This window comes from Roseateles terrae (assembly GCF_014192155.1).
Lineage (GTDB): Bacteria > Pseudomonadota > Gammaproteobacteria > Burkholderiales > Burkholderiaceae_C > Roseateles > Roseateles terrae.
Window position 1 is genome coordinate 378,078 of sequence record NZ_JACHXO010000004.1, and the last position, 24,626, is coordinate 402,703.

General features: G+C 67.5%; 24 protein-coding genes. 11 read left to right on the top strand and 13 right to left on the bottom strand.

The genetic code is table 11. From position 1 onward, the window contains the following. Positions 1-9: 9 nt before the first annotated feature. A complete protein-coding gene (locus FHS28_RS13600; RefSeq protein ID WP_184294785.1) occupies positions 10-507 on the top strand; it encodes a DUF805 domain-containing protein in 498 nt (165 codons plus the stop codon). Positions 508-550: 43 nt separating this feature from the next. Further along, positions 551-1,156, top strand: coding sequence for a TetR/AcrR family transcriptional regulator (locus FHS28_RS13605; RefSeq protein ID WP_088451281.1), 606 nt, complete (start codon positions 551-553; stop codon positions 1,154-1,156). A 1-nt stretch (position 1,157) separates the two neighbouring features. On the opposite strand, the gene FHS28_RS13610 is transcribed toward FHS28_RS13605, so the two are convergent. Further along, entirely contained in the window at positions 1,158-2,018 is an 861-nt protein-coding gene (locus tag FHS28_RS13610) for a metallophosphoesterase (protein WP_310736784.1), read from the bottom strand. Positions 2,019-2,253: 235 nt separating this feature from the next. On the opposite strand from FHS28_RS13610, the gene FHS28_RS13615 reads away from it, so the two are divergent. The 4 genes from FHS28_RS13615 (at position 2,254) to FHS28_RS13630 (ending at position 6,075) form a co-directional block, all read left to right on the top strand. Next, positions 2,254-3,366 carry a glycosyltransferase family 2 protein gene (locus FHS28_RS13615; protein WP_088451285.1) on the top strand — a complete coding sequence of 371 codons (1,113 nt, stop codon included), beginning with the start codon at positions 2,254-2,256 and terminating at the stop codon, positions 3,364-3,366. Continuing rightward, positions 3,366-4,913, top strand: coding sequence for an ArnT family glycosyltransferase (locus tag FHS28_RS13620; protein ID WP_184294789.1), 1,548 nt, complete (start codon positions 3,366-3,368; stop codon positions 4,911-4,913). The genes FHS28_RS13615 and FHS28_RS13620 overlap by 1 nt, the downstream gene beginning before the upstream one ends. Further along, the gene (locus FHS28_RS13625) at positions 4,910-5,788 is read left to right on the top strand and encodes a ChbG/HpnK family deacetylase (protein WP_088451289.1); all 879 of its coding nucleotides are present in this window, start codon (positions 4,910-4,912) and stop codon (positions 5,786-5,788) included. The genes FHS28_RS13620 and FHS28_RS13625 overlap by 4 nt, the downstream gene beginning before the upstream one ends. 146 nt (positions 5,789-5,934) lie before the next feature. After that, positions 5,935-6,075 carry a hypothetical protein gene (locus tag FHS28_RS13630; RefSeq protein ID WP_184294793.1) on the top strand — a complete coding sequence of 47 codons (141 nt, stop codon included), beginning with the start codon at positions 5,935-5,937 and terminating at the stop codon, positions 6,073-6,075. Between the two features lie 4 nt (positions 6,076-6,079). Here FHS28_RS13630 and FHS28_RS13635 read toward each other — a convergent pair whose 3' ends face one another. The 4 genes from FHS28_RS13635 to FHS28_RS13650 all read right to left on the bottom strand — a co-directional run bounded on the left by FHS28_RS13635 (position 6,080) and on the right by FHS28_RS13650 (position 12,342). Continuing rightward, complete coding sequence (locus FHS28_RS13635; protein ID WP_088451291.1) at positions 6,080-8,197, bottom strand: hybrid sensor histidine kinase/response regulator; 2,118 nt, start codon at positions 8,195-8,197, stop codon at positions 6,080-6,082. A gap of 152 nt (positions 8,198-8,349) precedes the next feature. Beyond that, complete coding sequence (locus tag FHS28_RS13640) at positions 8,350-9,696, bottom strand: DEAD/DEAH box helicase (protein WP_310736785.1); 1,347 nt, start codon at positions 9,694-9,696, stop codon at positions 8,350-8,352. Continuing rightward, positions 9,693-11,033: an ATP-dependent RNA helicase DbpA gene (gene dbpA / locus FHS28_RS13645; protein WP_246410096.1), complete on the bottom strand. Its 1,341-nt coding sequence runs from the start codon at positions 11,031-11,033 to the stop codon at positions 9,693-9,695. Before dbpA ends, FHS28_RS13640 begins: the two co-directional genes overlap by 4 nt. Positions 11,034-11,205: 172 nt before the next feature. Next, complete coding sequence (locus tag FHS28_RS13650) at positions 11,206-12,342, bottom strand: NAD-dependent epimerase/dehydratase family protein (RefSeq protein ID WP_088451551.1); 1,137 nt, start codon at positions 12,340-12,342, stop codon at positions 11,206-11,208. Between the two features lie 109 nt (positions 12,343-12,451). Between FHS28_RS13650 and FHS28_RS13655 the strand changes: the two genes are divergently transcribed. After that, positions 12,452-13,411, top strand: a complete 960-nt coding sequence (locus tag FHS28_RS13655) for a LysR family transcriptional regulator (protein ID WP_088451295.1) — start codon at positions 12,452-12,454, stop codon at positions 13,409-13,411. Here the strand turns inward: FHS28_RS13655 and FHS28_RS13660 are convergent. Next, positions 13,408-14,295: a LysR family transcriptional regulator gene (locus FHS28_RS13660; protein WP_088451297.1), complete on the bottom strand. Its 888-nt coding sequence runs from the start codon at positions 14,293-14,295 to the stop codon at positions 13,408-13,410. The two genes, FHS28_RS13655 and FHS28_RS13660, sit on opposite strands and share 4 nt — an antisense overlap. Before the next feature lie 106 nt (positions 14,296-14,401). Here FHS28_RS13660 and FHS28_RS13665 point away from each other — a divergent pair, with 106 nt between their 5' ends. Further along, positions 14,402-15,274, top strand: a complete 873-nt coding sequence (locus FHS28_RS13665; RefSeq protein ID WP_088451299.1) for an NmrA family NAD(P)-binding protein — start codon at positions 14,402-14,404, stop codon at positions 15,272-15,274. Here FHS28_RS13665 and FHS28_RS13670 read toward each other — a convergent pair. After that, positions 15,232-16,557, bottom strand: coding sequence for a chloride channel protein (locus tag FHS28_RS13670; RefSeq protein WP_088451553.1), 1,326 nt, complete (start codon positions 16,555-16,557; stop codon positions 15,232-15,234). The genes FHS28_RS13665 and FHS28_RS13670 overlap by 43 nt on opposite strands. Before the next feature lie 351 nt (positions 16,558-16,908). Between FHS28_RS13670 and FHS28_RS13675 the strand changes: the two genes are divergently transcribed. After that, complete coding sequence (locus tag FHS28_RS13675; protein WP_184294796.1) at positions 16,909-17,832, top strand: YihY/virulence factor BrkB family protein; 924 nt, start codon at positions 16,909-16,911, stop codon at positions 17,830-17,832. A gap of 32 nt (positions 17,833-17,864) precedes the next feature. On the opposite strand, the gene FHS28_RS13680 is transcribed toward FHS28_RS13675, so the two are convergent. From FHS28_RS13680 to FHS28_RS13690, 3 genes are all read right to left on the bottom strand, one after another. Beyond that, complete coding sequence (locus FHS28_RS13680) at positions 17,865-18,125, bottom strand: hypothetical protein (RefSeq protein ID WP_088451303.1); 261 nt, start codon at positions 18,123-18,125, stop codon at positions 17,865-17,867. Next, the gene (locus tag FHS28_RS13685; protein WP_088451305.1) at positions 18,122-18,646 is read right to left on the bottom strand and encodes a hypothetical protein; all 525 of its coding nucleotides are present in this window, start codon (positions 18,644-18,646) and stop codon (positions 18,122-18,124) included. Before FHS28_RS13685 ends, FHS28_RS13680 begins: the two co-directional genes overlap by 4 nt. 93 nt (positions 18,647-18,739) lie before the next feature. Beyond that, positions 18,740-19,207 carry a DUF2269 family protein gene (locus FHS28_RS13690; protein ID WP_088451307.1) on the bottom strand — a complete coding sequence of 156 codons (468 nt, stop codon included), beginning with the start codon at positions 19,205-19,207 and terminating at the stop codon, positions 18,740-18,742. Positions 19,208-19,345: 138 nt separating this feature from the next. Here FHS28_RS13690 and FHS28_RS13695 point away from each other — a divergent pair, with 138 nt between their 5' ends. Beyond that, positions 19,346-19,825: a hypothetical protein gene (locus tag FHS28_RS13695; RefSeq protein WP_184294800.1), complete on the top strand. Its 480-nt coding sequence runs from the start codon at positions 19,346-19,348 to the stop codon at positions 19,823-19,825. A gap of 112 nt (positions 19,826-19,937) precedes the next feature. Here the strand turns inward: FHS28_RS13695 and FHS28_RS13700 are convergent, their stop codons facing one another. From FHS28_RS13700 to FHS28_RS13710, 3 genes are all read right to left on the bottom strand, one after another. Then, positions 19,938-20,852, bottom strand: coding sequence for a manganese catalase family protein (locus tag FHS28_RS13700; protein ID WP_088451555.1), 915 nt, complete (start codon positions 20,850-20,852; stop codon positions 19,938-19,940). Between the two features lie 377 nt (positions 20,853-21,229). Continuing rightward, positions 21,230-21,688, bottom strand: a complete 459-nt coding sequence (locus FHS28_RS13705; protein ID WP_088451557.1) for a DUF421 domain-containing protein — start codon at positions 21,686-21,688, stop codon at positions 21,230-21,232. A gap of 314 nt (positions 21,689-22,002) precedes the next feature. Further along, positions 22,003-22,926: a LysR family transcriptional regulator gene (locus FHS28_RS13710; protein ID WP_088451311.1), complete on the bottom strand. Its 924-nt coding sequence runs from the start codon at positions 22,924-22,926 to the stop codon at positions 22,003-22,005. Between the two features lie 94 nt (positions 22,927-23,020). On the opposite strand from FHS28_RS13710, the gene FHS28_RS13715 reads away from it, so the two are divergent. Continuing rightward, on the top strand, positions 23,021-24,616 hold the full coding sequence (locus FHS28_RS13715; RefSeq protein WP_221193949.1) for an NADH-quinone oxidoreductase subunit L: 1,596 nt from the start codon (positions 23,021-23,023) through the stop codon (positions 24,614-24,616). The last annotated feature ends 10 nt before the right edge of the window (positions 24,617-24,626 follow it).

Sequence of the window (24,626 nt, forward strand, 5' to 3'; positions counted from 1 at the left end):
GACCTTGTCTTGAACGGAACGAACTACCACCAATACGCCCCACCGATCGCCGCCGTCGCGGACATCGTGCCCGAGAGCGTGGGCCACAGCCCGCTGAACCTGTTCTCGTCCGACGGGCGGATCGGACGTCTGCGCTACCTGGCCTACACCACCGGCGCTTCCATCCTCCAGGGCGTGCTCATGGCCCTGCTGACAGCCGTGCTGGGCTCGACCCTGGGCTTCGTCTTCATCGCGGCGCTGTATGTGGCCGGCATCTGGTTCACCGTCGTGTGTGGCATCAAGCGCTGCCATGACCTGGACATCTCCGGCTGGTGGTGCCTGACGCTCTTCATCCCGCTGATCGTCCTGGCCTTCATATTTGTGCCCGGCAGCGCCGGTAGCAACCGTTATGGCCCCCCGCCGCCGCCCAACACCCCCGGGGTGAAGATCCTCGGCCTGATGGTCCCGGTGCTGGGCTTTTTGCTGGGCCTCGTCGCCGTCGCGCTGGCTGGCTTCGCCCGCCACTGAGCTCGGCCCGCGGCCGTGGACAGACTTGTCTACAATCCTGTCCATGGCTGCTGATTCCCTGCCCCCACCGGGCCTGCTGGTCGATCCCGAAACGCTGGACACCCTGGCGGCCCGGGATCGCGTCCTGCATACGGCGCATGACCTGTTCTACCGGGACGGCATCCGTGCCACCGGCATCGACCGGGTCATTGCCGAATCCCGCGTCACCAAGGTCACGTTCTACCGGCACTTCCCGAGCAAGAACGATCTGATCATCCAATACCTGCAATTGCGGCATGAACGCTGGATGGCGTGGTTCACCGATGCGCTGCAGCGGCATGGCGGCGCCGGCGGTGCGGGCGTCTCGGCGCTGACCGAGACCTTGCGTGAATGGCTGGCCTCGCCGAATTTCCGCGGCTGCGCCTTCCTGAACAGCGTGAGTGAGATGGGCACCAGCCTGCCGGAAGCGGTCACGCTCACCGCGCAGCACAAGGACGAGATGCGCAGCGCCATCCAGGCCCTGCTGCCGTCTTCCCCCCAACGCAAACGGACCGCCGCAGCCCTGGCCCTGGCGGTGGACGGCGCCATCGTGCAGACGCAGTTCACCGGCGACAGTCACGAGCCGCTGCGCCAGCTCAAGTGGCTGGGCGAGCGGATCGTCTCCAGCTGAGTCAGCTGGCCGGCGCGGGCGGCGCCGATTCGGCGGTCTCGTCCGGCCGCACGGCCGCCTTGATCGAAAACATCACCCACTCCGGCCGCATGTTGAAGCGCACCGGGTAGATGCTCACGCCCAGACCGCTGGTGATGTAGACCTCCCGGCGGTTCACCCGCACCCAGCCGTGCGTCTGCTTCACCGGCCAGCCATGCGGCGCCACGATCGACCCATGGAAGGGAATCCACACCTGTCCGCCGTGGGTGTGCGCGGCCACGGTCAGGCCGCTGCCTCGGGGCAATGGCAGTGCGCTGGCGGGGTCATGCATGAAGGTCAGGGTCCTGGCGCCGGTGGGCACGCCGCGCAACGCCTGCAGCGGGTCGCTGTGGCCGGTCGTCCGGTCGCCGATGCCGACCACCCAGACCGACGTGCCCGGCAGCCGCTGGGCTTCGTTCTGCAGCACCTGCACCCCGGCGGCTTCGAGCGCGCGCGTGTAGCGCGTGCCATTGGTCCACCAGTCGTGGTTGCCCAGCACCGCATAGACGCCGTGGGTGGCCTTGAGCTGCCCCAGCACGGCCGCGACCTGCTCGGGGGTCGTGCCGTCTTCACCGCGGCCCGAGATGAAGTCTCCCGGCAGCAGCACCACATCCGGACGGGCGGCGTTGATGTCCGCGACGATGGCGCGCGCCCGGTCCAGGGTCATCACGCTGCGCAGGGCGCTCTGGCCCATGTGCCAGTCGGAGGCGACCGCCACCTTCAACCCCGGCGGGCCGTCCCATCCGGGGACGCTGACGTCGTAGCGGCGCTCCGCCACCCAGCGCGGTTCGATCAGGACTGACCAGACGGCCAGCAGCAGCAGGACGAGCAGGAGCAGCAACACCAGCCGCAGGCCACGACACAAGCAGCGACGCAGAACCATGACAAAGGGAGATGACACTGACACCGTCAAGAGCACTGGGTGACAAGTTGATGGGGCCCGAGCGTATCACCGGCCCTGCAGGCGAACCTGGCGGATGCCGCACAACAGCGGCGCCACCGCCCGGCCGCAAGCGTCATGACAGCCTGGTGACAGCTTTCTTCAGGGGCTGTTCAGCTTCGACGGCCAGCATTCCGCCATGGATACCTTCCTGCCTCCGGGGCATTTCCGACCGTCCGAAGCGCTGACAGGCACCTTCAGTGCCAGCCCTTCGGCGGCGCAGACCGCCTCACTGTCGTCCCGCGCGCCGGATCGTCACGGCCTGCCGACGATGTCCTGCATCGTGCCCAGCTTCAATGAAGCCGCGAGCCTGCGGGAGCTGCTGCCGCGCTTGAGCGACGTGCTCCAGCTGCACTGCAGTCGCTGGGAGATTCTGGTGGTGGACGACGGCAGCCGGGACGACAGCATCGAGGTGCTGCGCCAGCTCTCGGCGCAGCCGCGGCTGCGTGGCCTGAAGGTGATCCGCCTGTCCCGCAACTTCGGCAAGGAAGCCGCCCTGAGCGCCGGCCTTGTCCAGGCCCGCGGCGACGTGGTGATGATGCTGGACGCCGATCTGCAGCACGACCCTGCGCTCATTCCCCAATTCCTCGACGCCTGGCGGCGCGGGGCCGACATGGTCTATGCGGTGCGTCGCTCCCGCGAGGAAGAAAGCAGCCTCAAGCGCATCGGCACCCGCCTGTTCTATGGGCTGCTCAATCGCGGCGCGCGCTTCGAGGTCCCGCCCGATGCCGGCGACTTCCGCCTGATGGACCGCTGCGTGGTGGACGCCCTGCTGGCCTTGCCCGAGCGCAACCGCTTCATGAAGGGCCTGTATGCCTGGGTCGGCTTCAATACCCAGGCCCTGCCCTACCAGCCGGCCGCGCGCGCCCATGGGCACAGCAAGTTCCGGCCGCTGCGGCTGGCGCAGCTGGCGCTGGACGGCCTGACCGCCTTCACCCACTGGCCGCTGCGCGCGGTGAGCACCTGCGGCATTTTGCTGGCGGTCCCTGCGCTGCTGTATGGCCTCTACCTGACCCTGATGTACCTGCTCTATGGCCACAACGTCAGCGGCTGGACCACCATCGTGGTCAGTCTGATGCTGTTCTGCGGACTGCAGCTGATGTCGCTGGGCGTCGTCGGGGAATACGTCGGCCGCATCTTCGAAGAAGTAAAGGGCCGCCCGCTCTATCTGGTGAAGGAACAATGGGGGCAGGGGCTGGACGCCCCTGCGCCTGCGACCGTCGCGGCCGACTTCTCCTTGCGGGGCCACTGATGGGTGCCGTGATGAAGGCGCCGGCGCTGTCCCGCCGCGAACTGGTCTGGGTCGCCCTGGCGGCGCTGCTGTGGCTGGCCTGGAGTGCCGGGCTGCGTCCGCTGGAGCTGCCGGACGAAGGGCGTTACGTCGGTGTGGCGTGGGAAGGCCTGCGCAGCGGCCAGTGGCTGGTGCCGCTGCTCAATGGCGAACCCTTCTTCCACAAGCCGCCGCTGTTTTACTGGATCACCGAAGCCTCCCTGACGCTGTTCGGCTCCAGTGCCCTGGCCGCCCGTACGGCGCCGCTGCTGGGCGGCTGGATGGCGGCGCTCTCGCTGTGGTGGCTGCTGCGGCGCTGGTCCGGCCCCGCGCTGGCGCGCGTCGCGCTGATGGTGCTGCTGGCGATGCCGCTGACGCTGCTGGGCAGCCAATACGCCAATCTGGACATGCTGGTGGCCGGCTGCGTCAGCGCCACCGTCTGCCTGGCGGCGGATGCGCTGTTGCGTCGCCAGCAGGGCCTGCCCTGGCAGCGCGTGCTGGTGGCGGCGCATGCGGTTGCCGGTCTGGGGGTGCTGGCCAAGGGCCTGATCGGTTTTGTGCTGCCCGGCCTCATCGTGATGATCTGGCTGGCCTGGCGTCGTCGCTGGCGCGATCTGCCGGTGCTGTTCTGGCCGCCCGGCCTGCTGGTGATGGTGGCGGTCGCGTCCCCCTGGTACGTGGCGATGCAGATGCGCTTTCCGGAGTTTCTGCACTTCTTCTTCGTGGTACAGCACTTCGAGCGCTTTTCGGGCGGCGGCTTCAACAATGCGATGCCGTTCTGGTTTTTCCCTGCGGTGCTGCTGGTGGCCTCTTTGCCGGCCCTGCCCTGGCTGGTGCTGGGCCACCTCGGCACCCGTCCCCGGGACCGCGAGGACGATCATGGGCTCCTGTCCCTGATGGGCGTGTGGCTGGTGACGGTGGTGGTGTTTTTCTCCCTGCCGCAGTCCAAGCTGGTGGGCTACATCCTGCCCGCCGTGCCGCCCCTGGCTGCGCTGGTGGCGCTGGCCTGGCAGCGGCTGCAACCGGCCACGCCGCGCATGCGGCTGTGGGGCTGGGTGAGTCTGGGACTCTCGGCGGCCGTCAGCGTGGGCGCCGTGATCGCGCTGACCGTCTCGCCGCTACGCACCACGCGCGCTCTGGCCGAAGACCTGCGGAGCCAGCGGCATGCCGGCGAGCCGGTGTTCATGCTCAACCGCTTCGACTACGACCTGCCGATGTACGCCGGCCTGGATGCCCCGGTGTGGGTGCAGAGCGATTGGGACACCGAGGATCCGATGGCGCGGGACAACTGGCGCAAGGAACTGGCCGAGACCCGGCATTTCTCACCCACCGGCGAGAACAGGCATCTGGTCAATGAAGCGGCCATGCTCAAGGCGATGTGCGCGGCACCGGTGAGCTGGCTGGTGGCTTCGACCCGCGATGTGCCGGCCCATCCGTGGCTCACCCGCGTCGAGCCGGTCTCGACGCACCGGGGGCTGTCGCTCTGGCGGCTCGCGCCCGCGCAACTGCCTTGCGGAGCGCAGGGATGAATGACGGCAAGACGCCGGCAGGCCGGGTCGGCCCTTCCGTCGTTCCCCTGGCGCCTGTCCTCCCGGCCGCTTCGGGGCAGGCCCTGCCGCGGCGTCTGTGCGTCTGCGCCGACGACTTCGGCCTGCATCCGGCAGTGAACGAGGCCGTGCGGCGGTTGGTGGAAATGGGCCGGCTGCAGGCCACCAGCGCGATGGTGGGCGCACCGGCCTGGACCGAAGGCGCCCGTGCGCTGGCGCGGATCGACCCGGTGCATCTGGATGTCGGCCTGCACCTGGACCTCACCGAGTACCCGCTCACGGTGGCCCCGCGCAGTCTGGCGGGGTGGCTGCTGCAGGGCAGCCGCGACGTACCCGCCCTGCTGCGGGAAGTCCTTGCGCAGCTCGACCGCTTCGAGGATGCGATGGACCGCATGCCGGCCTATGTCGATGGCCATCAGCATGTGCATCAGTTCCCGGGCGTGCGGGACGCGCTGCTCACCGCGCTGACCGCCCGCTACCCGGGCCACCATCCCTGGCTGCGGTCCACCCGGCCGGGCAGCGGGGGCTTCAAGCCGCGCATCATCGACGCGCTGGGCCGACGCGCGCTGGAACATCACGCCGGGGCGCTGGACTTCGCGCTCAATCACCGGCTGCTGGGGGTCTATGGCTTCGACGGAGATGCCGGCCACTACCGCCAGCAGGTGGAGGCATGGCTGAGGCAGGCGCGGGACAAGGATCTGCTCATGTGCCATCCGGCCCTCGCCCTTGTCCCCGGCGACGCCATTGCGGCGGCGCGATGCCATGAATTCCTGGTCTGGTCCGATCCGACCCTGTGGCCATCGATGATGGCGGGCGGCCTGCAGTTCCTGCCGATGAGCCAGATGCTCCGGCACTAGGGGCCCGCCCGCCCCTGGCTGCCCCTCCGGAATCCCCCTTCCCTCCTCCTCTTTGCGGACATCGGCCTGCAAGCCGGGCGGTGTGCGCTACGATGGGCTCGTTGTGGCACTTCAACGCACGCCCCACACAACCGGAGGAATTCGCGATGGCCACCAAACCCAACTATCAGTTCGAGAAACGTCAGCGCGAGCTGGCCAAGCAGAAGAAGAAGCAGGAGAAGGCGCAGCGCAAGACCGCGCCCACGCCCGGGGACAATGCCCCGGCCGACCTGAAGGAACAAGGCTGAGGACTCAGTCCCCCTTGTCCAGCACCGCCCGCACCCGGGCCGCCAGTTCGTCCAGGGTGAAGGGCTTGCCGAGCAGTTCCACGCCGGCATCCAGCACGCCGTTGTGCACCACCGCATTGCGCGTGTAGCCGGTGGTGAACAGCACCTTCAGCGCCGGGCGGCGCCGACGCACCTCTTCAGCCAGCTTGCGGCCATTCATGCCGGGCATCACCACATCGGCAAACACCAGGGCGATTTCGGGATGGCTGTCGATCAGCTTCAGCGCGGCTTCGCCGCCGCTGGCTTCGAGCACGCGGTAGCCGAGTTCGGTCAGCGCATCGACCGATGAACGGCGGACCGATTCCTCGTCCTCCACCACCAGCACCGTTTCCTGGCCGTCGCTGAGCGGCATCGGCAGAGAGGCCACCGGCGTGACGTCCTCGTCGGGCGCATTCAGCAGGCGCGGCAGGTAGATCTTCACCGTCGTGCCCTGCGCCAGTTCCGAGTAGATGCGCACATGGCCGCCGGACTGCTTCACAAAGCCATAGACCTGGCTCAGCCCCAGGCCGGTGCCGCGCCCCACTTCCTTGGTGGTGAAGAACGGATCAAATGCACGTGTTATCACCTCGGGCGTCATGCCGCTGCCGGTGTCGCTCACCGCCACCATCACATACTGCCCGGGGAAGACGCCCACCTGTTCCGAGGTGTAGCGCTCATCCAGATGCGCATTGGCCGTCTCGATGGTGAGCCGCCCGCCGTCGGGCATCGCGTCCCGCGCATTCACCGACAGATTCAGGATGGCGTTCTCCAGCTGATTCGGATCCGCATGGGTGCGCCACAGACCGCCCCCCAGCACCGTCTCGATTTCGATGGCACCGCCCATGGAATGTCTCAGCAGATCGGACATGCCGGCCACCAGCCGGTTGGCATTCACCGCTTCCGGCTTCAATGGCTGCTGGCGGGAGAAGGCGAGCAGCCGCTGCGTCAGCTGCGCCGCGCGGCGGGTGGCATTGCGGGCCGAGTCCACATAGCGCATGGCCAATGCATCGTCCCGCAGGTACTTGCGGGCCAAAAGGTCCAGCGAGCTGACCACCACCGCCAGCATGTTGTTGAAATCGTGCGCAATGCCACCGGTGAGCTGCCCCACCGCTTCCATCTTCTGTGACTGCCGCAGCGCTTCTTCAGTGCGCAGGCGATGGTCCAGCTCCTCCTGAACCCGCCGCTCCAGGGTGTCATTGAGTTCACGCAGGGCCTGATCGGTGCGATGACGCTGGGTCACGTCCTGGAACAGCACGGCCACCTGCCGCCGCTCCACCGGCTCCACCCGGAAGGCGGCCAGCTCCAGATAACGCCCTGTCCGCTCCAGCTCACGCTCAAACCGGATCGGCACGCCGCTGAGCAGCACATTGCGATAGATCTCGACCCAGCCTTCGGCCTCGGCCGGCACCATCTCGCGCACCTTCTGTCCCACCACATTGGGGATGCCGGCATTGGCGGCGTAGGCCGGATTGGCCAGCACATGCACATAGTCGCTGAGCGGCCCGTGCGGCCCATCGATGAATTCAATGACGCAAAAACCTTCGTCGATCCGCTCGAACAGCGTCTGGAACTGGCGCTCGCTGTCATCCAGCTGCTGCAGCCGCAACACCTTGTCCGTGGTCTCCCAGACGCTGCAGACCATGCCCTGCACCGCACCGGCCTCATCGCGCACCGGCGTATAGATGAAGCTGAACCAGGCCGGCTCCTCCCGCCCGTTCCGGTTCACCTGCAGCGGCATGTTCTCGCGATGCACGCCCTGCCCGGCCAAGGCCTCGTTGATCAGACCGCTCACATCCGACCAGACCTCACTCCAGACACTTTGCAGCGGCGCGCCCAACGCGGCCGGATGCTTGGCGCCCAGCATGGCGATGTAGGGCTCGTTGTAGAGCATCGACAGCTGCGGCCCCCACGCGACCCACATCGGCATCACCGAATCCATCACTGTCTGGACGGTGGTGCGCAGCGGCGCCGACCAGCGTGCGGGATCTCCCAAGGCGGTGGCCGCCCAGTCGGTGCCGCGGAGCAGCGGATGCAGCGCCGGGTGCCCGGGCAGTAAAGCGGGCACTGCAGGCAACACCGGCGTCTGGGGAACGTTGTCGATCATGAAGGGAATCTCGCGGCAGGGGGCGTGGCGTCGGTCGAGTATCGCAGCCCATCCGTGACGGCACTCACGAGGGAACGCCTAACGAATCGAGGTGGACGCAGGCAACGAAAACGGCCAGGGGCAGGACAGACACCCGCGCCCTCTTCGATGCGTTATGAATCGCCCGACCGGCGCTTTCCCGCGTTCATTGCGCCGCCAGTGGCGCCAGTGGATCCACTCGCACCGTCAGCCGCGGCCGCAGCCGCGCGCAGCTTGTCCTTCTTGCTGGGCCGCCGCCCCTTGATGCCGCCATTCGGATCCAGACCCTTCGGCGCATCGCCGGACTCCTCCGGCATTGAATCGGCGCTGGAAGCCGCGACGGCGGGTTCAAACCCTTGCACCGTCTCACGCGCCACCCGCCGCCCCTGCCGTTTTTCGATCAGACGGAAGTGCGCCTCGCCTGCCTCACCGATGAAGCTGACCGCCAGGCCCGATTCACCCGCACGCCCTGTCCGCCCGATGCGATGCACATAGTCCACGGCCGACCGCGGCAGGTCGTAGTTCACCACCACCGGCAGCCGCAGGATGTCGATGCCTCGTGCGCCCAGATCGGTGGCCACCAGCACCTTGATTTGACCCGCCTTGAACTCGGACAAGGTCCGCATCCGCGCGCCCTGGCTGGCGTCCCCATGAAAGGCTTCCGCCGCCACACCGGCTCGCCGCAGCTTGTCCGCCACATGGTCGCAGGCATAACGCGTGGCCACAAACACCAGCACCCGCGACCACCCGCCCTGCTCGATCAGATGCCGCAACAGCGGTGTCCGCCGGGCTTCGTCCACCCGGATGGCCCGCTCTTCGATGCGCGCCTGATCCATCGGCGTCGCCGCCACTTCGATCCGCACCGGCGCCTGCAAACGTCCGGTCGCCCATTGCTGCACGCGCTCCGGGAAGGTGGCCGAGAACAGCAGCGTCTGCCGACGCGCCGGCAGCAGGGCCAGAACCGCCTGCACCTCCTCCGCAAAGCCGGCATCCAGCAACCGGTCCGCTTCATCCAGCACCAGAAGGCTGACGTCGGACAGCTTCACGCCGTTGTGCTCCACCACATCCAGCAGCCGACCCGGCGTTGCCACCACCACCTCGGTGCCACCGCGCAGGGCCATCAGCTGCGGATTGATCGACACACCGCCATACAGCACCGACACCTTCACCGGCTCAGACAGGAACGGCGACAGCTGCCGCAAGGTCTCGCCCACCTGCACCGCCAGCTCACGGGTGGGCACCAGCACCAGCGCCCGCGTGCGCCGCAGGGCCGGGCGCGGTCCGGTGTCGATCTGCTGCATCAGCGGGAAGGCATAGGCGACCGTCTTGCCGGAGCCGGTTTCCGCACTGGCCTGGAGATCGCGACCGGCCAGCGCCGGCCCGATGGCCGCCATCTGAATGGGGGTCGGGGCCTCGAAGCCCAAGGTCTCGGCAGCGCGTTGCAGCGCGGGGGACAGCCCCAGGGATGCAAAGGTGCTCACAGGCGACGCACCTTCACCGAACGGCCCTTGACCTTGCCCGCATTCAGCCCGCGCAGGGCCGCATCGGCGATGCTTCGGTCCACCGCCACATAGGTGGAGAACTCGTTCACGTTGATCTTGCCGATCAGCGTGCCGTCGAAGCCCAGGTCCTTGGTGAGCGCACCCAGCACGTCACCGGGGCGGATCTTCTCCTTGCGTCCACCCAGAATCTGCAGCGTCACCATCGGCGGCTGCAACGGCTGGCCGCCGGCCTGATCGGTCAGCTCGGACACCGGATGCCAGACGCTCGGCGCGCCCTGCAGCTGCTCAATGCGTCCCACGCGGCCCATGTCGTCCATGCTGGCGAGGCTGAAGGCCCAGCCCTCTTCATCCGCGCGTCCGGTGCGGCCAATACGGTGCACATGCACCTCCGCGTCCGGCGTGATGTCCACATTGATCACCGCTTCGAGCTGGGCGATGTCCAGACCGCGTGCCGCCACGTCGGTGGCCACCAACACGCTGCAGCTGCGATTGGCAAACTGCACCAGCACCTGATCGCGCTCGCGCTGATCCAGGTCACCATGCAGCTCCAGCGCCTTCAAGCCCTCGGCCTGGAGCACCGCCACCAGATCGCGGCACTGCTGTTTGGTGTTGCAGAACGCCAGCGTGCTGGCCGGTCGGAAATGATTGAGCAGCAGGCCCACGGTGTGCAGCCGGTCCTGCTCTTCCACTTCGTAGAAACGTTGGCGGATCTTGCCGGCGGCATGACGCTCGGTGAGCTTCACTTCCTGCGGATCCCGCATGAAACGTGCGGCCATCGAGGCCACGCCGTCCGGATAGGTGGCGGAGAAGAGCAGCGTCTGGCGGTTCCTCGGGCAGGCCTGGACCACCTGCGCGATGTCCTCGGCAAAGCCCATGTCCAGCATGCGGTCGGCTTCGTCCAGCACCAGGGTGTTCAGCGCTTCCAGCGAGAGCGTGTCGCGCGACAGATGGTCGAGGATGCGGCCCGGTGTGCCCACGACGATATGGGCACCGTGCGCCAGGCTCGCCAGCTGATTGCGGATGGGCGCGCCGCCACACAGGGTCAGCGTCTTGATGTTGTCTTCGGCCCGGGCAAGGCGACGGATCTCCTGCGTCACCTGGTCGGCCAGTTCCCGGGTCGGGCACAGCACCAGGGCCTGCACCGCGAATCGGCGCGGATTCAGATTGGCCAGCAGCGGCAGGGTGAAGGACGCGGTCTTGCCGCTGCCGGTCTTGGCCTGGGCGATCAGATCGCGACCGGCGAGGGACAGCGGCAGGCTGGCAGCCTGGATGGGCGTCATCGAGAGGTAGCCGAGCTGCTGCAGCGTCGCCTGCATGGCGGGCGACAGGGGCAGGCGGGCAAACGCGTTGGCGTTGGCGTTCGCGTTGGTGGCATCGGCGGCGCCAGGCGCCCCCGAGGCAGAAGAGTCAGTGCGGGTCATGCGCAATTGTCGCGGCTTTCGGGCCGCGGCTGTGCGCACGGCCGGATCGAGGCCCGGCGCGGGGTGATCAATGTGGCAGCGGCAGGGGCTGTTTGGCCGGTGCCGCCGGTGCCGCCGGTGTGGCTGCTGAGGCCGCCGAGGTCGGCGAGGCCGGCATTGCGACCGGCAGGCAGCCCAGGAACTCGAGCGAAGCCTCGACGGCCGCCTCCCAGCCGGTGTGCGGCACGCCGTCCCGCCCCAGCACCTGTCGCAGCGCGGTGTCGCAGAGGTGCAGCGGCTCACGCCACAGATAGCGCATCTCGGCCATCTCCCGCAGCAGCGTCACGAACGGTGCCCCCAGCGGCAACACCCACCAGGGGAAGCGCGTCATGCGCGGCGAGCGGCCAGTGCGTTGCAGCACCACGCGCCGCACCGTGTCGGCCATGCGGGTGCCACTGGCATCCCAGTGACCATCGAAATGCAGGCGGGCGAAGGCCGGGAGGTCGGCACGCCGTTCGATGAGGCGCTTCATCGTCTCGGCCACATCGGGCAGGTACGCCCACTGATGCCCCACCCCGGCGCGACCCGGCTGTTGAATTTTGGTCACCGGCTTGCCGGGCGCAACGAGGCATTGCGAGAACCAGCTGTTGGCAGCTCCGGGGCCAAAGAAGTCACCAGCGCGAAGGATGATGACCCGGAAGGCGCCCCGCTCGGCACCGTGCTGCAGACGTCGCTCCATCTCGACGCGAATCGCGCCCTTGCGGGTGATCGGACGCTGCGGTGAATGCTCTCGCGGTTCCGGCAGCGCGTCCGAACCAAAGTTGTAGACCGTACCGGGCAGCACCACGGTGGCGCGCTGGGCCGTGGCCGCGGCGATGGTGTTGTCCAGCATCGGCAGCACCAGCTCGTTCCAGCGCTGATACCCCGGCGGATTGACCGCATGCACGATGACGTCGCAACCCTGGGCGGCGGACATCACGTCCTCGCGGTTCATTGCATCGCCGCATTGCCAGTGAATGCCGTCGCGCAGCTCCTGGTCGACCGCCATCCCGCGGCGCAGCGCACGAACCGTCCAGCCGGCGTCCCGCAGACGGCGGGCCACGCTGCCGCCGACGCCGCCCGTGGCGCCAAGCACCAGTGCGGTGCCGGGACCATTTGCCGCGGTCGTCGAATCCAGGGGTGGCAAGGGGTTCGATGAGGTCGAAGTGGTTCCGAGGTCAGGCATGTTCAGGGTATTCATGGCGGTCTTCCTGGGTGAGGGGTTGGTTGGATTCTGCGCACCCTCCCCACCGCCGAAAAGTACCGAACATCAACCTGCCGTTATACATTTACGCATGACCTCATCCATCGCCTGGGAGTGGTACCGCTCCTTTATGGCCGTCCTGCGGGAAGGCTCCCTCTCCCGCGCAGCGCGGGTGCTGGACCTGACCCAGCCCACCGTCGGGCGCCATATCGCCGCGCTGGAATCCGCGACGGGACAGGCACTCTTCATCCGCACACCCGCCGGGCTTGTCCCGACCGAAGCCGCCCAGGCGCTGCGGCCGCTGGCGGAGGCCATGGACAGCACCGCGGCCGCGCTGGAACGAACGGCCCGCAGCCGGGGGGATGGCGTGCAGGGCGTCGTGCGCATCACCGCCAGTGAAATGGTCGGGGTGGAGGTGCTGCCGACGGTGCTGGCCTCGCTGCGAGAGGAGCATCCGGGACTGGTGGTGGAACTGGTCATCAGCAACCAGGTGCAGGACCTGCTGCGTCGCGAGGCAGACATCGCCATCCGCATGACGCAGCCGCGGCAGGAAGCGCTGATCGCCCGCCATGTCGGGGTGATCGAGGTGGGGCTGCATGCCCATGCGCGCTACCTGCAAAAGCGCGGCACACCGCAAACCCTCGACGATCTGAAACACGACGGCCACACCTTGATCGGGTACGACAGCGACGTGCCGTATGTCCGTGAACTCGCGCGGCGGTTTCCCAGTCTGGCCCGGGACCGCTTCAGCCTGCGCGCCAACAGTGATCAGGCTCAGTTCGCGCTGATCCGGGCCGGGGCGGGGATCGGGCTGTGTCAGGTGGCGCTGGCGCGGCGCGACCCCGCATTGCGACGCGTCCTGGCTGACGCGCTGACCATCCCCCTGGACACCTGGATCACCATGCACGAGGACCTGCGCCACAGCCCGCGCTGCCGGGTGGTGTTTGATGCGCTGGTGGAGGGGCTCTCGGACCACGTCGCGCTGGGCGCGCCAGCCGGGGGTGGGATCACGAATCCGTCCCAGGTGCTGGAGGGCGCAAACCGCCTCTAATCGCCCAGCACCAGGCGTCCGTCCGGATATCGGGTGGCCATGAAGTCCACAAAGGCCTTCACCTTCGGACTCGCCAGCCGACGTGAGGTGTGCAGCACCCAGAGCGCCACGTCGCGGCCCACCACCGTGCCCCAGCTCACCAGCTCGCCTCGGGCCAGACTGTGTGAGACCGCCGACTCCGGCAGCATCGCGACGCCTGCGCCCGCCAGCACGGCGTCACGGACCATCAGGATCGAGGAAAGGCGAAGCACCACCTGCGGCTCCAGCACAAGACCGCTGTCCAAAGTCCAGAGGTCTCCTGCGCTGAAAGCAGACACGATCGCGGGCACGGGCACCGGTACGGGCACGGGTACGGGTACGGGCCAGGACTCACGCGCAGAGAGCGGCGCCACCACCACCAGCCGGTCCTGCGCAAAGCACCGACCCACAAGCGCACTGTCCATCCGCGGATTGGGCCGGATGGCCACATCGAACCGCTCATTCACCAGATCGACCAGCCGGTCTTCCGCCACCACCTCCAGCGTGAGCTGCGGATACAGCTGCCGGAACTCCGCACACAAGCGCCCCATGGCCAGCTGCGAAAACAGCAGCGGCGCGGCGATGCGAAGCACTCCGCGCACCTGACCCGTTCCTTCCGCCGTCGCGGCAAAGGCTTCCGCCACCTCGCTCATGGGCCCTTCGGTGCGGCTGAGCAGCAGCTGGCCCGCTTCGGTCAGCTCCAGCCCCTTGGTGCTCCGCTCAATGAGGCGCACGCCCAGTTGCTCTTCCAGCTCGGCCACCCGGCGGGACAGGGTCGCCTTCGACCGGCGGCTCGCCCGGCTGGCGCGGCCGAAGCCGCCGTGGGTGGCAACGAGATTGAAGTCGGCCAGGGCATTGAGGTCCATGTGTTCCAGATCTGAGACGGTGTGTCTGCATTCTGGCGTCTGTGTTTATTCCGTGCAACGGCCTATCGTTCAACCCATCGCAACCACGACACCACGGAGTTTTCTCATGACCATCCTCGTGACCGGTGCCACTGGCACCATCGGATCCCTCGTTCTGCAAGGTCTGGCCCAGCGCGGCGCCAGCGTCCGGGCTCTTGTCCGCGAACCCGGCAAGGCAGCGCTGCCGGCCGGCAGCACCGAAGTCGTCGCCGACATGTCGGATGTCGCCACGATGCGTCAGGCGCTGACCGGCGTGCGCAGCCTCTTCCTCATCAACGCCGTCACGCCGGCGGAAGTGACCCAGGGCCTGCAGACGCTGGCGCTGGCGCGGGACGCCGGCATCGAGCGCATCGTTTACCTGTCCGTCATCCATGCAGACCAGTTCACCGACGTGCCGCACTTCACCGGCAAATACACCGTGGAGCGGATGATCGAGCAGCTGGACCTGCCGGTCACCGTGCTGCGACCGGCCTACTTCATGCAAAACGAGCGGCAGGTGCAGTCGGTGATCCAGGGCTATGGCGTCTACCCGATGCCGATCGGCAGCGCCGGAGTGGCGATGATCGACACCCGGGACATTGCCGACGTGGCGGTCGCGGAACTGCTGCGACGCGATGCGTCTGACGTTCCACTGCCCCGTGTGACGATGGATCTGGGCGGACCGTCGCTGTTCACCGGTGCATCAGCAGCCAAGGTCTGGAGTGAGGTGCTGGGCCGCGAGGTGCGGTACGGCGGCGACGACCTGGAGGCTTTCGAAGCCCAGCTGGCGCAATACGGGCCGGGCTGGATGGCCTACGACATGCGGCTGATGATGAACCGGATCCAGCAGCACGGCATGAAGCCAGCGGCGGGTACGGCGCAGCGGCTGGAAGCGCTGATCGGGCATCCGCTGCGCACCTATGAGGCGCTGGTGAAAGAGTTGGTGGCGGCTGCGGCCTGAGGCGGCTCCAGGCGCCGCAATTGCGCCTGAGCCAACCGGTGGTAGATCGGCACGCTGATCCAGCGTGACATCAGGCTCGCCATCAAGGCGGCCGCCATCAGGCTCAGCACCATCGCATGCCCATCCACCATCTCCATCACGATGATGAAGGCGGTGATGGGCGCCTGGGTGACGGCGGCGAGGAACGCCGTCATGCCGATGGCGATCATCACCGCCGCGCCGTCACCGGCGCCCGCCAGCTGCGCAATGTCACTGCCGATGCCCGCACCGATGGCCAGGGAGGGCGCAAAGATGCCGCCCGGCACGCCCGACCACACCGCCAGCCAGGTGGCGACGATGCGAAGCGTCACATAGAGCACCGGCAGGTCCAGATGCCCTTCCACCAGACGGCGGGTGTAGCCGTAGCCGCTGCCATCGGTGGCGCCATGGCTCACCCAGCCGATGACCGCGATCACCAGTCCGCAGGCAAAGGCGAAGCGCACCGGATAGCGCGCCCGCAGCTGACTGAAGCGATCGCTGCCTCCCAGCAGGCTGCGCTGCAGCAGGCGCGAAAACACACCGCCCATCAGGCCGCAGGCGATGGCGGTCAGCAGGCCCGGCCAGAGATCGCCCCAACTGAGATGCTCCACCCGGAGCCGCCCAAAATAGCTGGCATTGCCAAAGAAGGACACGGCCACCAGACCGGCCAGCACAATGGCCGCAATCAGCAGACCGCTGGTGCGTTGCTCGATCTTGCGGGTCATTTCTTCGATGGCGAACATCACACCGGCCAGCGGCGCATTGAAGGCCGCGGCAATGCCCGCGGCACCGCCGGCGACCAGCAGACCTTCGTGGTTCAAGGGCGAACGGCGAGGCAACCAGCGCTGCGCATGCTGCATCACCCCGGCGGCAATCTGTACCGATGGCCCTTCCCGGCCAATGGCCAGTCCGCCCAGCAGCCCACCCGAGACCAGCAGCAGCTTGGACGCGCTCAGCCGCAGCGACACAAACAGGCCCTGCCTGTGCGGCGGCACCTGAGGTGACAAGGCCGCCATCACTTGCGGAATGCCCGAGCCACCGGCGCCCGGCGCGAAGCGGCGGGTCAGCCACACCAGCGCGGCAGTGCAGCACGGCGTCCACACCAGTGGCGCCCATGGCGACCACTGGCGCAGATGATCAAACCCTTCGATCGCCCAGTCGCTCAGCCAGGTGAACAGCACCACGGCAAGTCCGGCGAGCACGGCATAAAACAGCACCACCGCTCGGGCGATCCACTGTCGCCAGTCGGCCAGATCTTCCCGCATGGACGCCAGGATGTCCGGTTCCGCTTGCGCGTGGTGGTCATGCGGCGGAGCCTCCTGCACGGCCGGAGAGGCCGGAGAGGCCGGGGTGGTCGGAGCACCAGGAGCACCAGGAGCACCAGGAGCGCCAGGAGGGGCAGGAGGGGCGAGGTCCGCAGAAGCCGTGCCCACCGAGGAAGCGGGTGCAGCAGGAACTGTGTCAGGCGCAGCGGCGGGAGGCGGGGGCACTTGCGGATCCATCCTGCCAGTATCCCTCCGCCCATCCTCCCTGCGGGCTCAGGCCGCACGGGCCACCCACGCCAGGGGGTCGGCACGCGGGTTGCTCCATGGCCGTTTCACGCCCCACCGCCCCTCATGGCCTTCCTGCGCAAACTCTTTCGCCAATTGAGCACCCGTGTGTTCGACCTGCCCGTCATCGGCGTGCTGCTGTCGGCGGTGCGCAGCTACGTGCTGCATCAGAGCGCTAACCAGGCAGGCAGCATGGCGTTCTCCACGGTGCTGGCCATGTTCCCGCTGGTGCTGCTGCTGTCCGCCGGCGCCGCCTTCATCGGCGCCCCGGGCGATGCCGCCGCGCTGGTCAGCCGGGTGGTGGAATATGCGCCGCCGCTGGTGCGCAGCGCCATGCAGCCGGTCATCAATCAGGTGCTTGCCCAGCGCAGCCAGGCGCTGCTGGCCATCGGGCTGTTCGTGACGCTGTGGACGGCGTCTTCGGGCATGCAGGCGGTACGCACCGCCCTCAACCGCGCTTATGGCATCCAGCGCGGTCTCCCCTTCTGGCGCGCCCGTCTCAAGGTGACGCTGTTCACCGTGGTGGTGGGTGGCGGCATCCTCGCCACCTTCAGCTCGGTGATCGTCATGCCGTATCTGTGGGAGGCCCTAGAGCAAGGCACGGGCGTGGGCCGCGAGACGGTCTGGCTGCGCAACAGCGTTCGTTACGGATCCGCGTTTGCGGTCCTGGTGGTGCTCTATGCCTTGCTCTATGGCTGGTTGCCGGACATCCGCCAGCGCCTGGGCACCGTGCTGCCCGGCGCCGTGGTGGGCGCCGGCCTTTGGGTGGCGGCAGCGGCCACGCTCTCCTACACCCTGCGCAGTGCCGGCAAGCTGGCCCTGCTCTATGGCAGCTTTGCCGGCGTCGTCGCGACGCTGGTGTTCCTCTACATCACGGCCAGCACGCTGATCTACGGGGCGGAAGTCAATGCGGTGATTCGGGCCCGCGCAGGCGACGATGCTGACAATGACGACGTGCTGGATGAGACCGGCGTCCGCACCAGCGAATGAGGTGCAGCGCGTCCCATCCGGCTGAGCCCGCTTTATTGCTGGTGATCGGAACGCCGCGTGGGCACATGGGTCGGCTCGGTGCCGCCGGTGTCACTCTCCTCGAAAGTCTCCTTGCTGGCCGGCGGAAGGTCCATCGGCTTGTGGCGGAAACCGTCGCGATTGTTGTCGATGGCGTCGCGCGACTGCTGGGCCAAGCGCTTTCCCTCGTCGGTCTGGGGCTCTGACTGGGCAGAGCTGTCGCTGGATACGGGCGTGGGGGTGTTCTGGGTCTGGATCGGGTCGGTGGGGCTCATGAGGAGGCTCCGGTTTCTTCAGGTTCAGCACAGGGACCACCGCGGCGCAGGCTGCCATCGGCCAGCCGATCGCGGTACTCCTCGATGGACAGGGCCCCTCGCCGGGACTGTCCGTCCGCCATCCAGCGCAGCACCGCGCGGTGCTCGCTCTGTTCGATGGTGCAAGGCCCGCGCGGCACCTGCACTGCCGCGTCGACCGAGCTCTGCAGCGTCATCGGGCGTTCGACAAATCCGTCGCAAGGCGCGGAGACCTCCGGCCCGCCGGAGGGCGCCTGAGCGCCCGCCTCGCCCGGAATGGTCTCGCTGCCGGGCTTGAGGCTCCAGTCCTTGGCGTCCCGCAGGGTGGTGTGCGGCTCGGCAATCTTGGTGGCGCCGCCAACGGCGATCGGATCGCTCGCGGGAAAGGTGTCTTCAATGGCAGCGTCCAGCAGTTCCTGATAGGTGGGCACCTTCTCATGCGGATGCTGCGCCTGGCCAGTGAGGCGCTGCCGCTCTTTTTCCAGTTGGTCGGATTGAGGCATGGACTTTCCTTGGCAGGTTGGGCGATCCCGAGGTGGATCGACACTGCACTCGTCCGGCAATCCCCAGGCCCAGCCGCTTCGGCTGGCGCACCGTCATACCGGCTTGGCGACCATCAGATAGAACACGCCGAGAAACGCGAGCAGTGCGGGCACTCCCAAGGCCGTCCACCAGCGCAGCAGGAAGAAATAGCGCGGCGGCAGCGCAGTGCCGGCGTGCTGGGCCTGCAGCGCCAGGTCCCGCATCCGGATCTGGATGACCACCACCGGCAGCCAGCACAGCCCCGCCACCACGTACAGCAGCAACGATCCGGCCAGCCAACGGGTCTGCAGTACCGGCATGCCCATCAGGTGCGCCAGATACCAGCCCGACAGCGGCTGGAACACCATGGTGGAGGTGGTGAACAGCCAGTCGGCCCAGACCACCTGCCGCACCACCTGAGCCGCGATCGCGGGATCCCGGCGCAGGCTGGCCATTAGCATGTGGAAGGCCGATCCAATGCCGGTGCCGAATACCACGGTGGCGCTCAGCACATGCAGCCATTTGACGATCACATACTCCATGAGTGGTCCTTGAGTCGTTCACACCTGTTGGCCCGCGTCGCTTCAAGCGATGGCTGGCCCTGCACGTCCTTGCCGTGCAGCAGCGGCACACGCATTGCCGCGCCCGAAGGATTGCAATCGTCCGCCGAAGGTGCCGTCATGATTCCATCGCGTCTGATTCCTCTTGCGCTGTCCGCGGGCTGGTGGAGCGGACTGCTGTCCGCCGCCTCGCTGGTCATGGCCAGCCGCTCGCGCGGAGATGGTCCATTGACCGGCATCAATGCACCCAGCCACTGGTTCTTTGGAGAATCGGCGGCCCATCAGCAGCGGTTCAGCCTGCGGCATACGCTCCTGGGCGCTTTGACGCATCAGGCGTCGTCGTTCTTCTGGGGCGTGTTGTATGCCGCCTCCCGGGCAAGGCCCGCAGCGCGGGATCAGGGCGGGCTGCGCATCACCGCGGAGGCGGCGCTGTTCACCCTCTGCGCCGCCGGGGTGGATCTGGTGCTGGTCCCGAAGCGACTGACGCCCGGGTTTGAGCGCCGGCTGTCCAGCCGCGCCCTGACCGGGGTGTATGCGGCCTTCGCCCTGGGGCTGGCCGTGGCGGCGCTTCGGGCGCCGCGTACAGACACGCAGGCTTGATCCGGATACGGCGGGCCCACGCCTGCGTGATCCGCCCCCCGGCAGCGACTTGCCGGGTGTTCCGCATCCGGCAGGGACCCGCATGCGTGATCTGCATGCGGGGGCCCCTCGATCAGCGCTTCTTGTCCATCGCCGCATTGGCCGCATCCACCGGAGTGGCGCCGCTACCCAGCTCCACGCCGGTGACAGGCTGACTCAAGGGATCGGAGGCGGTGCGCTCGCGCATGGCCGTCATATCCCGGTCCTGATCCGGGGTGAGTCCCACGGACGCCTGACCGTCGCCGCCGTCCACCGCGCTTTGCTGCTCCCGGTCGGACACGTACGCGAACAAGGTGTCGTCGTTCCACGGCCCGCGCATGTCGCCCTCGCCCTGCGACATGTTGAAGTAGACCGACGCGTACTCCGGTTTGCCCGGCAGCTTGCCCGGGGGGAAGTTCGGCGCCATCGAATACAGCGCCTTTTCGAATGACTTCTGGTGAGCGATCTCGCGTGTCATGAGAAAGCCCAGGGCCTCCTTGACGCCGGGGTCGTCAGTCACCGCAATCAGACGTTCATAAACGATCTTGGCACGCGCTTCGGCAGCGATGTTGGAGCGAAGGTCGGCGCTTGGATCCCCGATGCTGTCGATATAACCGGCATTCCACAGCTGCCCGCCGGAATTGGTCAGTGCCGGTCCGCCGCCATAAAGAATCTGCGTGACGTGCGAATCGTTGCCGGCCCCCTGAAGAGACCGGAAGAGCTCGGCCTCGGATTCAGTGGCCTCTGCGAGCTGGCCCTTGGCGCCCTTGTTGAGCATGGCCACCACGGTGCCGATCACTTCCAGATGGCTGAGCTCTTCGGTGGCAATGTCCATCAGCATGTCCTTGCGGCCAGGGTCGTCCTCGGCCAGGGCCTGTGTGAAGTAGCGGCAGGCCGCTGCAAGCTCGCCTTGCGGTCCGCCGAATTGCTCGAGCATCAGATTGGCCAATGCAGGATTGCATTCGCGAACGCGGACCGTGTATTGCAGTCGTTTGTTGTGCGCAAACATGAAAATCTCCTTGCCGGTTGAGCTGGGTTCGTGAAAGACCAGCGGCTGCCGAGAATCAGCGGCCACGCATTCACGGAGCAAAGCGAAAACCTGCCAGAGAGATAGGGTTACCCGCTCACAGCCGAACGGGATTGCCGCAGATCGCGCGGGGCTGACCTTGTTGCAATAGATCGACGCCGCGCGATACAGCAACTGAACGCAGGCACGTGCACAACGAACAATGAATGAGCGGATGAGCGCTTTTCAGCAAGCCTCTTGATCAACCGTGTGGAGCGTGCAAATCCGGCATCACATGGACGGCAATCCATGCAGCATCAAGCGGTGGCGCGGCATGCGACGGCACGGCACGGCGTGGCGTGCCGTCGCGCGCCGCGGCCTCAGTGCTGAATGATGCTGATGCTGCCGTCGCTCTCCAGAATCGCCAGCTTCATGTCGCGCAAGGAGCAATCGGCTTCGCGAAGCGCCTGTTTCACATCGGCCTGACCAATGCGATGCCGTCGCATGATCTGCGGGAACCACTGACCGTCCCGGCCGATCAGCACCGGCGACCCTTCCAACAGCCGTTCCAGCTTCTTGCTTCGAGAGCTGATGAAGCCAAGCAGGCCATTCATCAGGATCAGCGCTGCAGCGAGGATCCAGGCGCCGGTCACGGATTCCTCGCCGCCGCTCAGGCCGTTGCTGACCGCTTCGCTGAGCAGCATCACCACCAGCAGGTCAAAGGGTGTGAACTGTCCGACGGTCCGCTTGCCCGAAAGCCGGACCATGAGAAACAGCGCGAAGTAGATGAGAACTGCGCGGGCCAGCAGTTCCCAGACAGGGACTTGTAGATCGAACATGTTCGCAGCCAGCAAACGTGGTGCCCACGTCGGGCGATGCTGACGGACAACTCCTCAAAACACCTCTCGCACGGCCCACGGTCGGAGGGGAGGTTTCGTTAAACGGGGATTGCGCCGTCCGCGCTGTGGCGCCACCCGATCTTCGAAGCGCCTGGCCCGCCGTGAGCGCCGAGCTTGCAAAGACTGCCTGAGATGAACCGGCTCCTCATTGTCGACGGCAGCATCCGGAGCGCTGTGCGCCGAGCCGGGAAGTGCTCGACCGGCGCCCGCGCGAGCCGCCGCGGCGCATGATGCGACGCCGCCCCGCCTCTGCACTACGGAGCGGGACCCTCATGAGCGGAATCGGAAAGCACCGGCGCATGCGCCAGCAATCGTTCCAGCCGCTCCATGCGATGGCGGTGCAAGGTGGTGATCGCATAGAAGTTCTCGCGCAGCTGGGTGGATCGGGCCACCGTCACCAGCACGCCGGTGCGCAGTTCGTCCTGCACCACCACCTCCGGCAGCACGGTGAGCCAGCCGCTGTCCCGCGCCACCAGACGCAGCATCGCCATGTCGTCCACCTCGGCGCGCAAACGCGGGGTCACGCCCGCTGCCACGCAGAGCGCATCGAAGGGTCCGCGCAGCGCGTGGCGAGGGCCCGGGAGCGCCAGTTCCCGGCCATCCAGATCTTCCGGCATGCGCAGGCTGCGCCCGCGCCATTCCTGGGCCGCCCCCACCAGGGAGATCGGCTGGCTGCCGAGAAAGCGGCAATGCAACGGCCGGTCCGCACTGGCCGGCACCGCTTCGTTGGCGAGCACGACGTCGAGCTGGTGTTCCAACAGACGCGCAATCAGCCCGTCCAGCAAGCCGGACTCCAGCGAGAGCGTCACCGCTTGATCGGTCAGCAGCGGTCGAATCCAGTTTTCCAGATAGTTGCGGGAGAGAGTCGCCACACTGCCCACCCGCAGGTGCTCCATGCCGGGACCCTGACCCTGCAGCCGACCCAGCAACTCCCGGCCCAGACCAAAGATGTTCTCTGCGTAGGACAGCACCAGTTGCCCGCGCTCGGTCAGCACCATGCGCCGGCCGCTGCGCTCGAACAGCGGCTCGCCAAGGCGGTCCTCCAGCTGCCGGATCTGACTGGAGAGCGCCGACTGCGACACATGAAGCTGCTGCGCCGCCTGGGTGAGATGCCCCGTGCGGGCCACCTGCCAGAAATAGAACAAGTGCCGGAAATTCAGTTGCTCGACGCCAAACATTCTGTTTTCCAGATCAATTAGTTCTGATCAATGAATTTTACAGAACAACTGAGGATCGGCACGATCGCGGCCATTGAGTTCTGGAGCGCTTGTGATGACCTTCTTTCCCACCTCGGCTGCTGCGTTCAGCGCCTTGCTGCCCGCCGCCCTGATGCTGGCCGCGATGGGCCTGGCGGCGCTGCCAGGACGGACGCAGGGCATCGCCAGCGATCAGAGCGCGTGGCGCCGCTTCCGCTGGATGTCCATGGCAGCCACTTTGGCGGCTGCCCTCAGTCTGGCGCTGCAAGGCGGGCTGCACCTGGCTTCCACCGGCCCCGCTCTCACGCCGCTCGCACAGCCCCGCGCGCTCCCTTTCGTCGCCCTCAGCCTGAGCGGCGCCTGGGTCGCCCTGCTGGTGCAACTGCTGGGCACGGCCATCGGCGTGTTCTCTTCCCGCTACCTGGAAGGGGAACGGGGCCAGGCCCGGTATGCGGCTGCGCTGTGTGGCGTGCTGGCCGCCGTCCAGGTGCTGCTGCTGGCCGATCACTGGTTGCTGCTGATCGGCAGTTGGGCGGCTGCGGGGATCGCGCTGCAACACCTGCTCTGCTTCTACGCCGATCGGCCCTTCGCCCAACTCGCCGCCCACAAAAAGCGCGTCGCCGACCGATTGGCGGATGGGCTGCTGCTGACGGCTGCGGGACTGAGCGCCTGGGAGGTCGGCAGCGGCTCGCTGACCGCGCTGCGGGACCATCTGGCCGCCGGGCCCGCGTCGAGCAGTCTGCAGATCGCTGCGGTCTGTCTGGCCCTCGCCGTGCTGCTGCGCACCGCCCTGCTGCCGATGCATGGCTGGCTGATCCAGGTGATGGAGGCGCCGACGCCGGTGTCCGCGCTGCTGCATGCCGGCGTGGTCAATCTGGGCGGCTGGGTGCTGATCCGCTTTGCGCCGCTGCTGGAGGCAGCGCCAGTGGCCCGCTGGCTGCTGGTGGGCGCGGGCCTGCTCACGGCCGTCCTGGCCGGCCTGGTCATGCTCACCCGCATCAGCATCAAGGTGCGGCTGGCCTGGTCCACCGTCGCCCAGATGGGTTTCATGGTGATGGAGTGCGGACTGGGTCTGTACAGCCTCGCACTGCTGCATCTGCTGGGCCATTCGCTCTACAAGGCGCATGCCTTCCTGATGGCGTCCAGCGTGGTGGACGAGAGCCGCCGCGCCGACATGCGCGGCAGCGCCACCGCGACCTTGCCGAGCCTGCTGATGGCACCCGCGGCGGCGGCCGCAGTGGTGCTCGGGTTGAGTGCACTGGTGTCGGCCACCGTCGGGACGTCCGGATGGCCCCTGTGGTGGACGGCCCTGCTCGCCCTGGCCTGGGCGCCGCTGATGTGGAGCACGCAGAGCGCGGGTGATGCAACGCGCACCACGCCGTGGCGTCAGACGCTCACCGGCCTTGCCATGGTGGCGGGGCTGACCTGTGCCGCCCTGCTGGGCCACGCGCTGCCCTTCGGTGTGACGGACACCCCGGAGCCGTGGACCGGTTGGGCGGCGGTCGGCGGCATGGGGCTGCTGTATGTCTGCCTGGTGCTGATGCAGTCCGGCACGGACATGCTCTCCGGCTGGCGCCGCCGCAGTTACGCCGGGTTTTACATCGATGAATACGTCACCCGTTGGACGCTCCAGGTGTGGCCCACACGATGGGCCTCCCCGCTGGCGCAATGAGCCCCCCTCC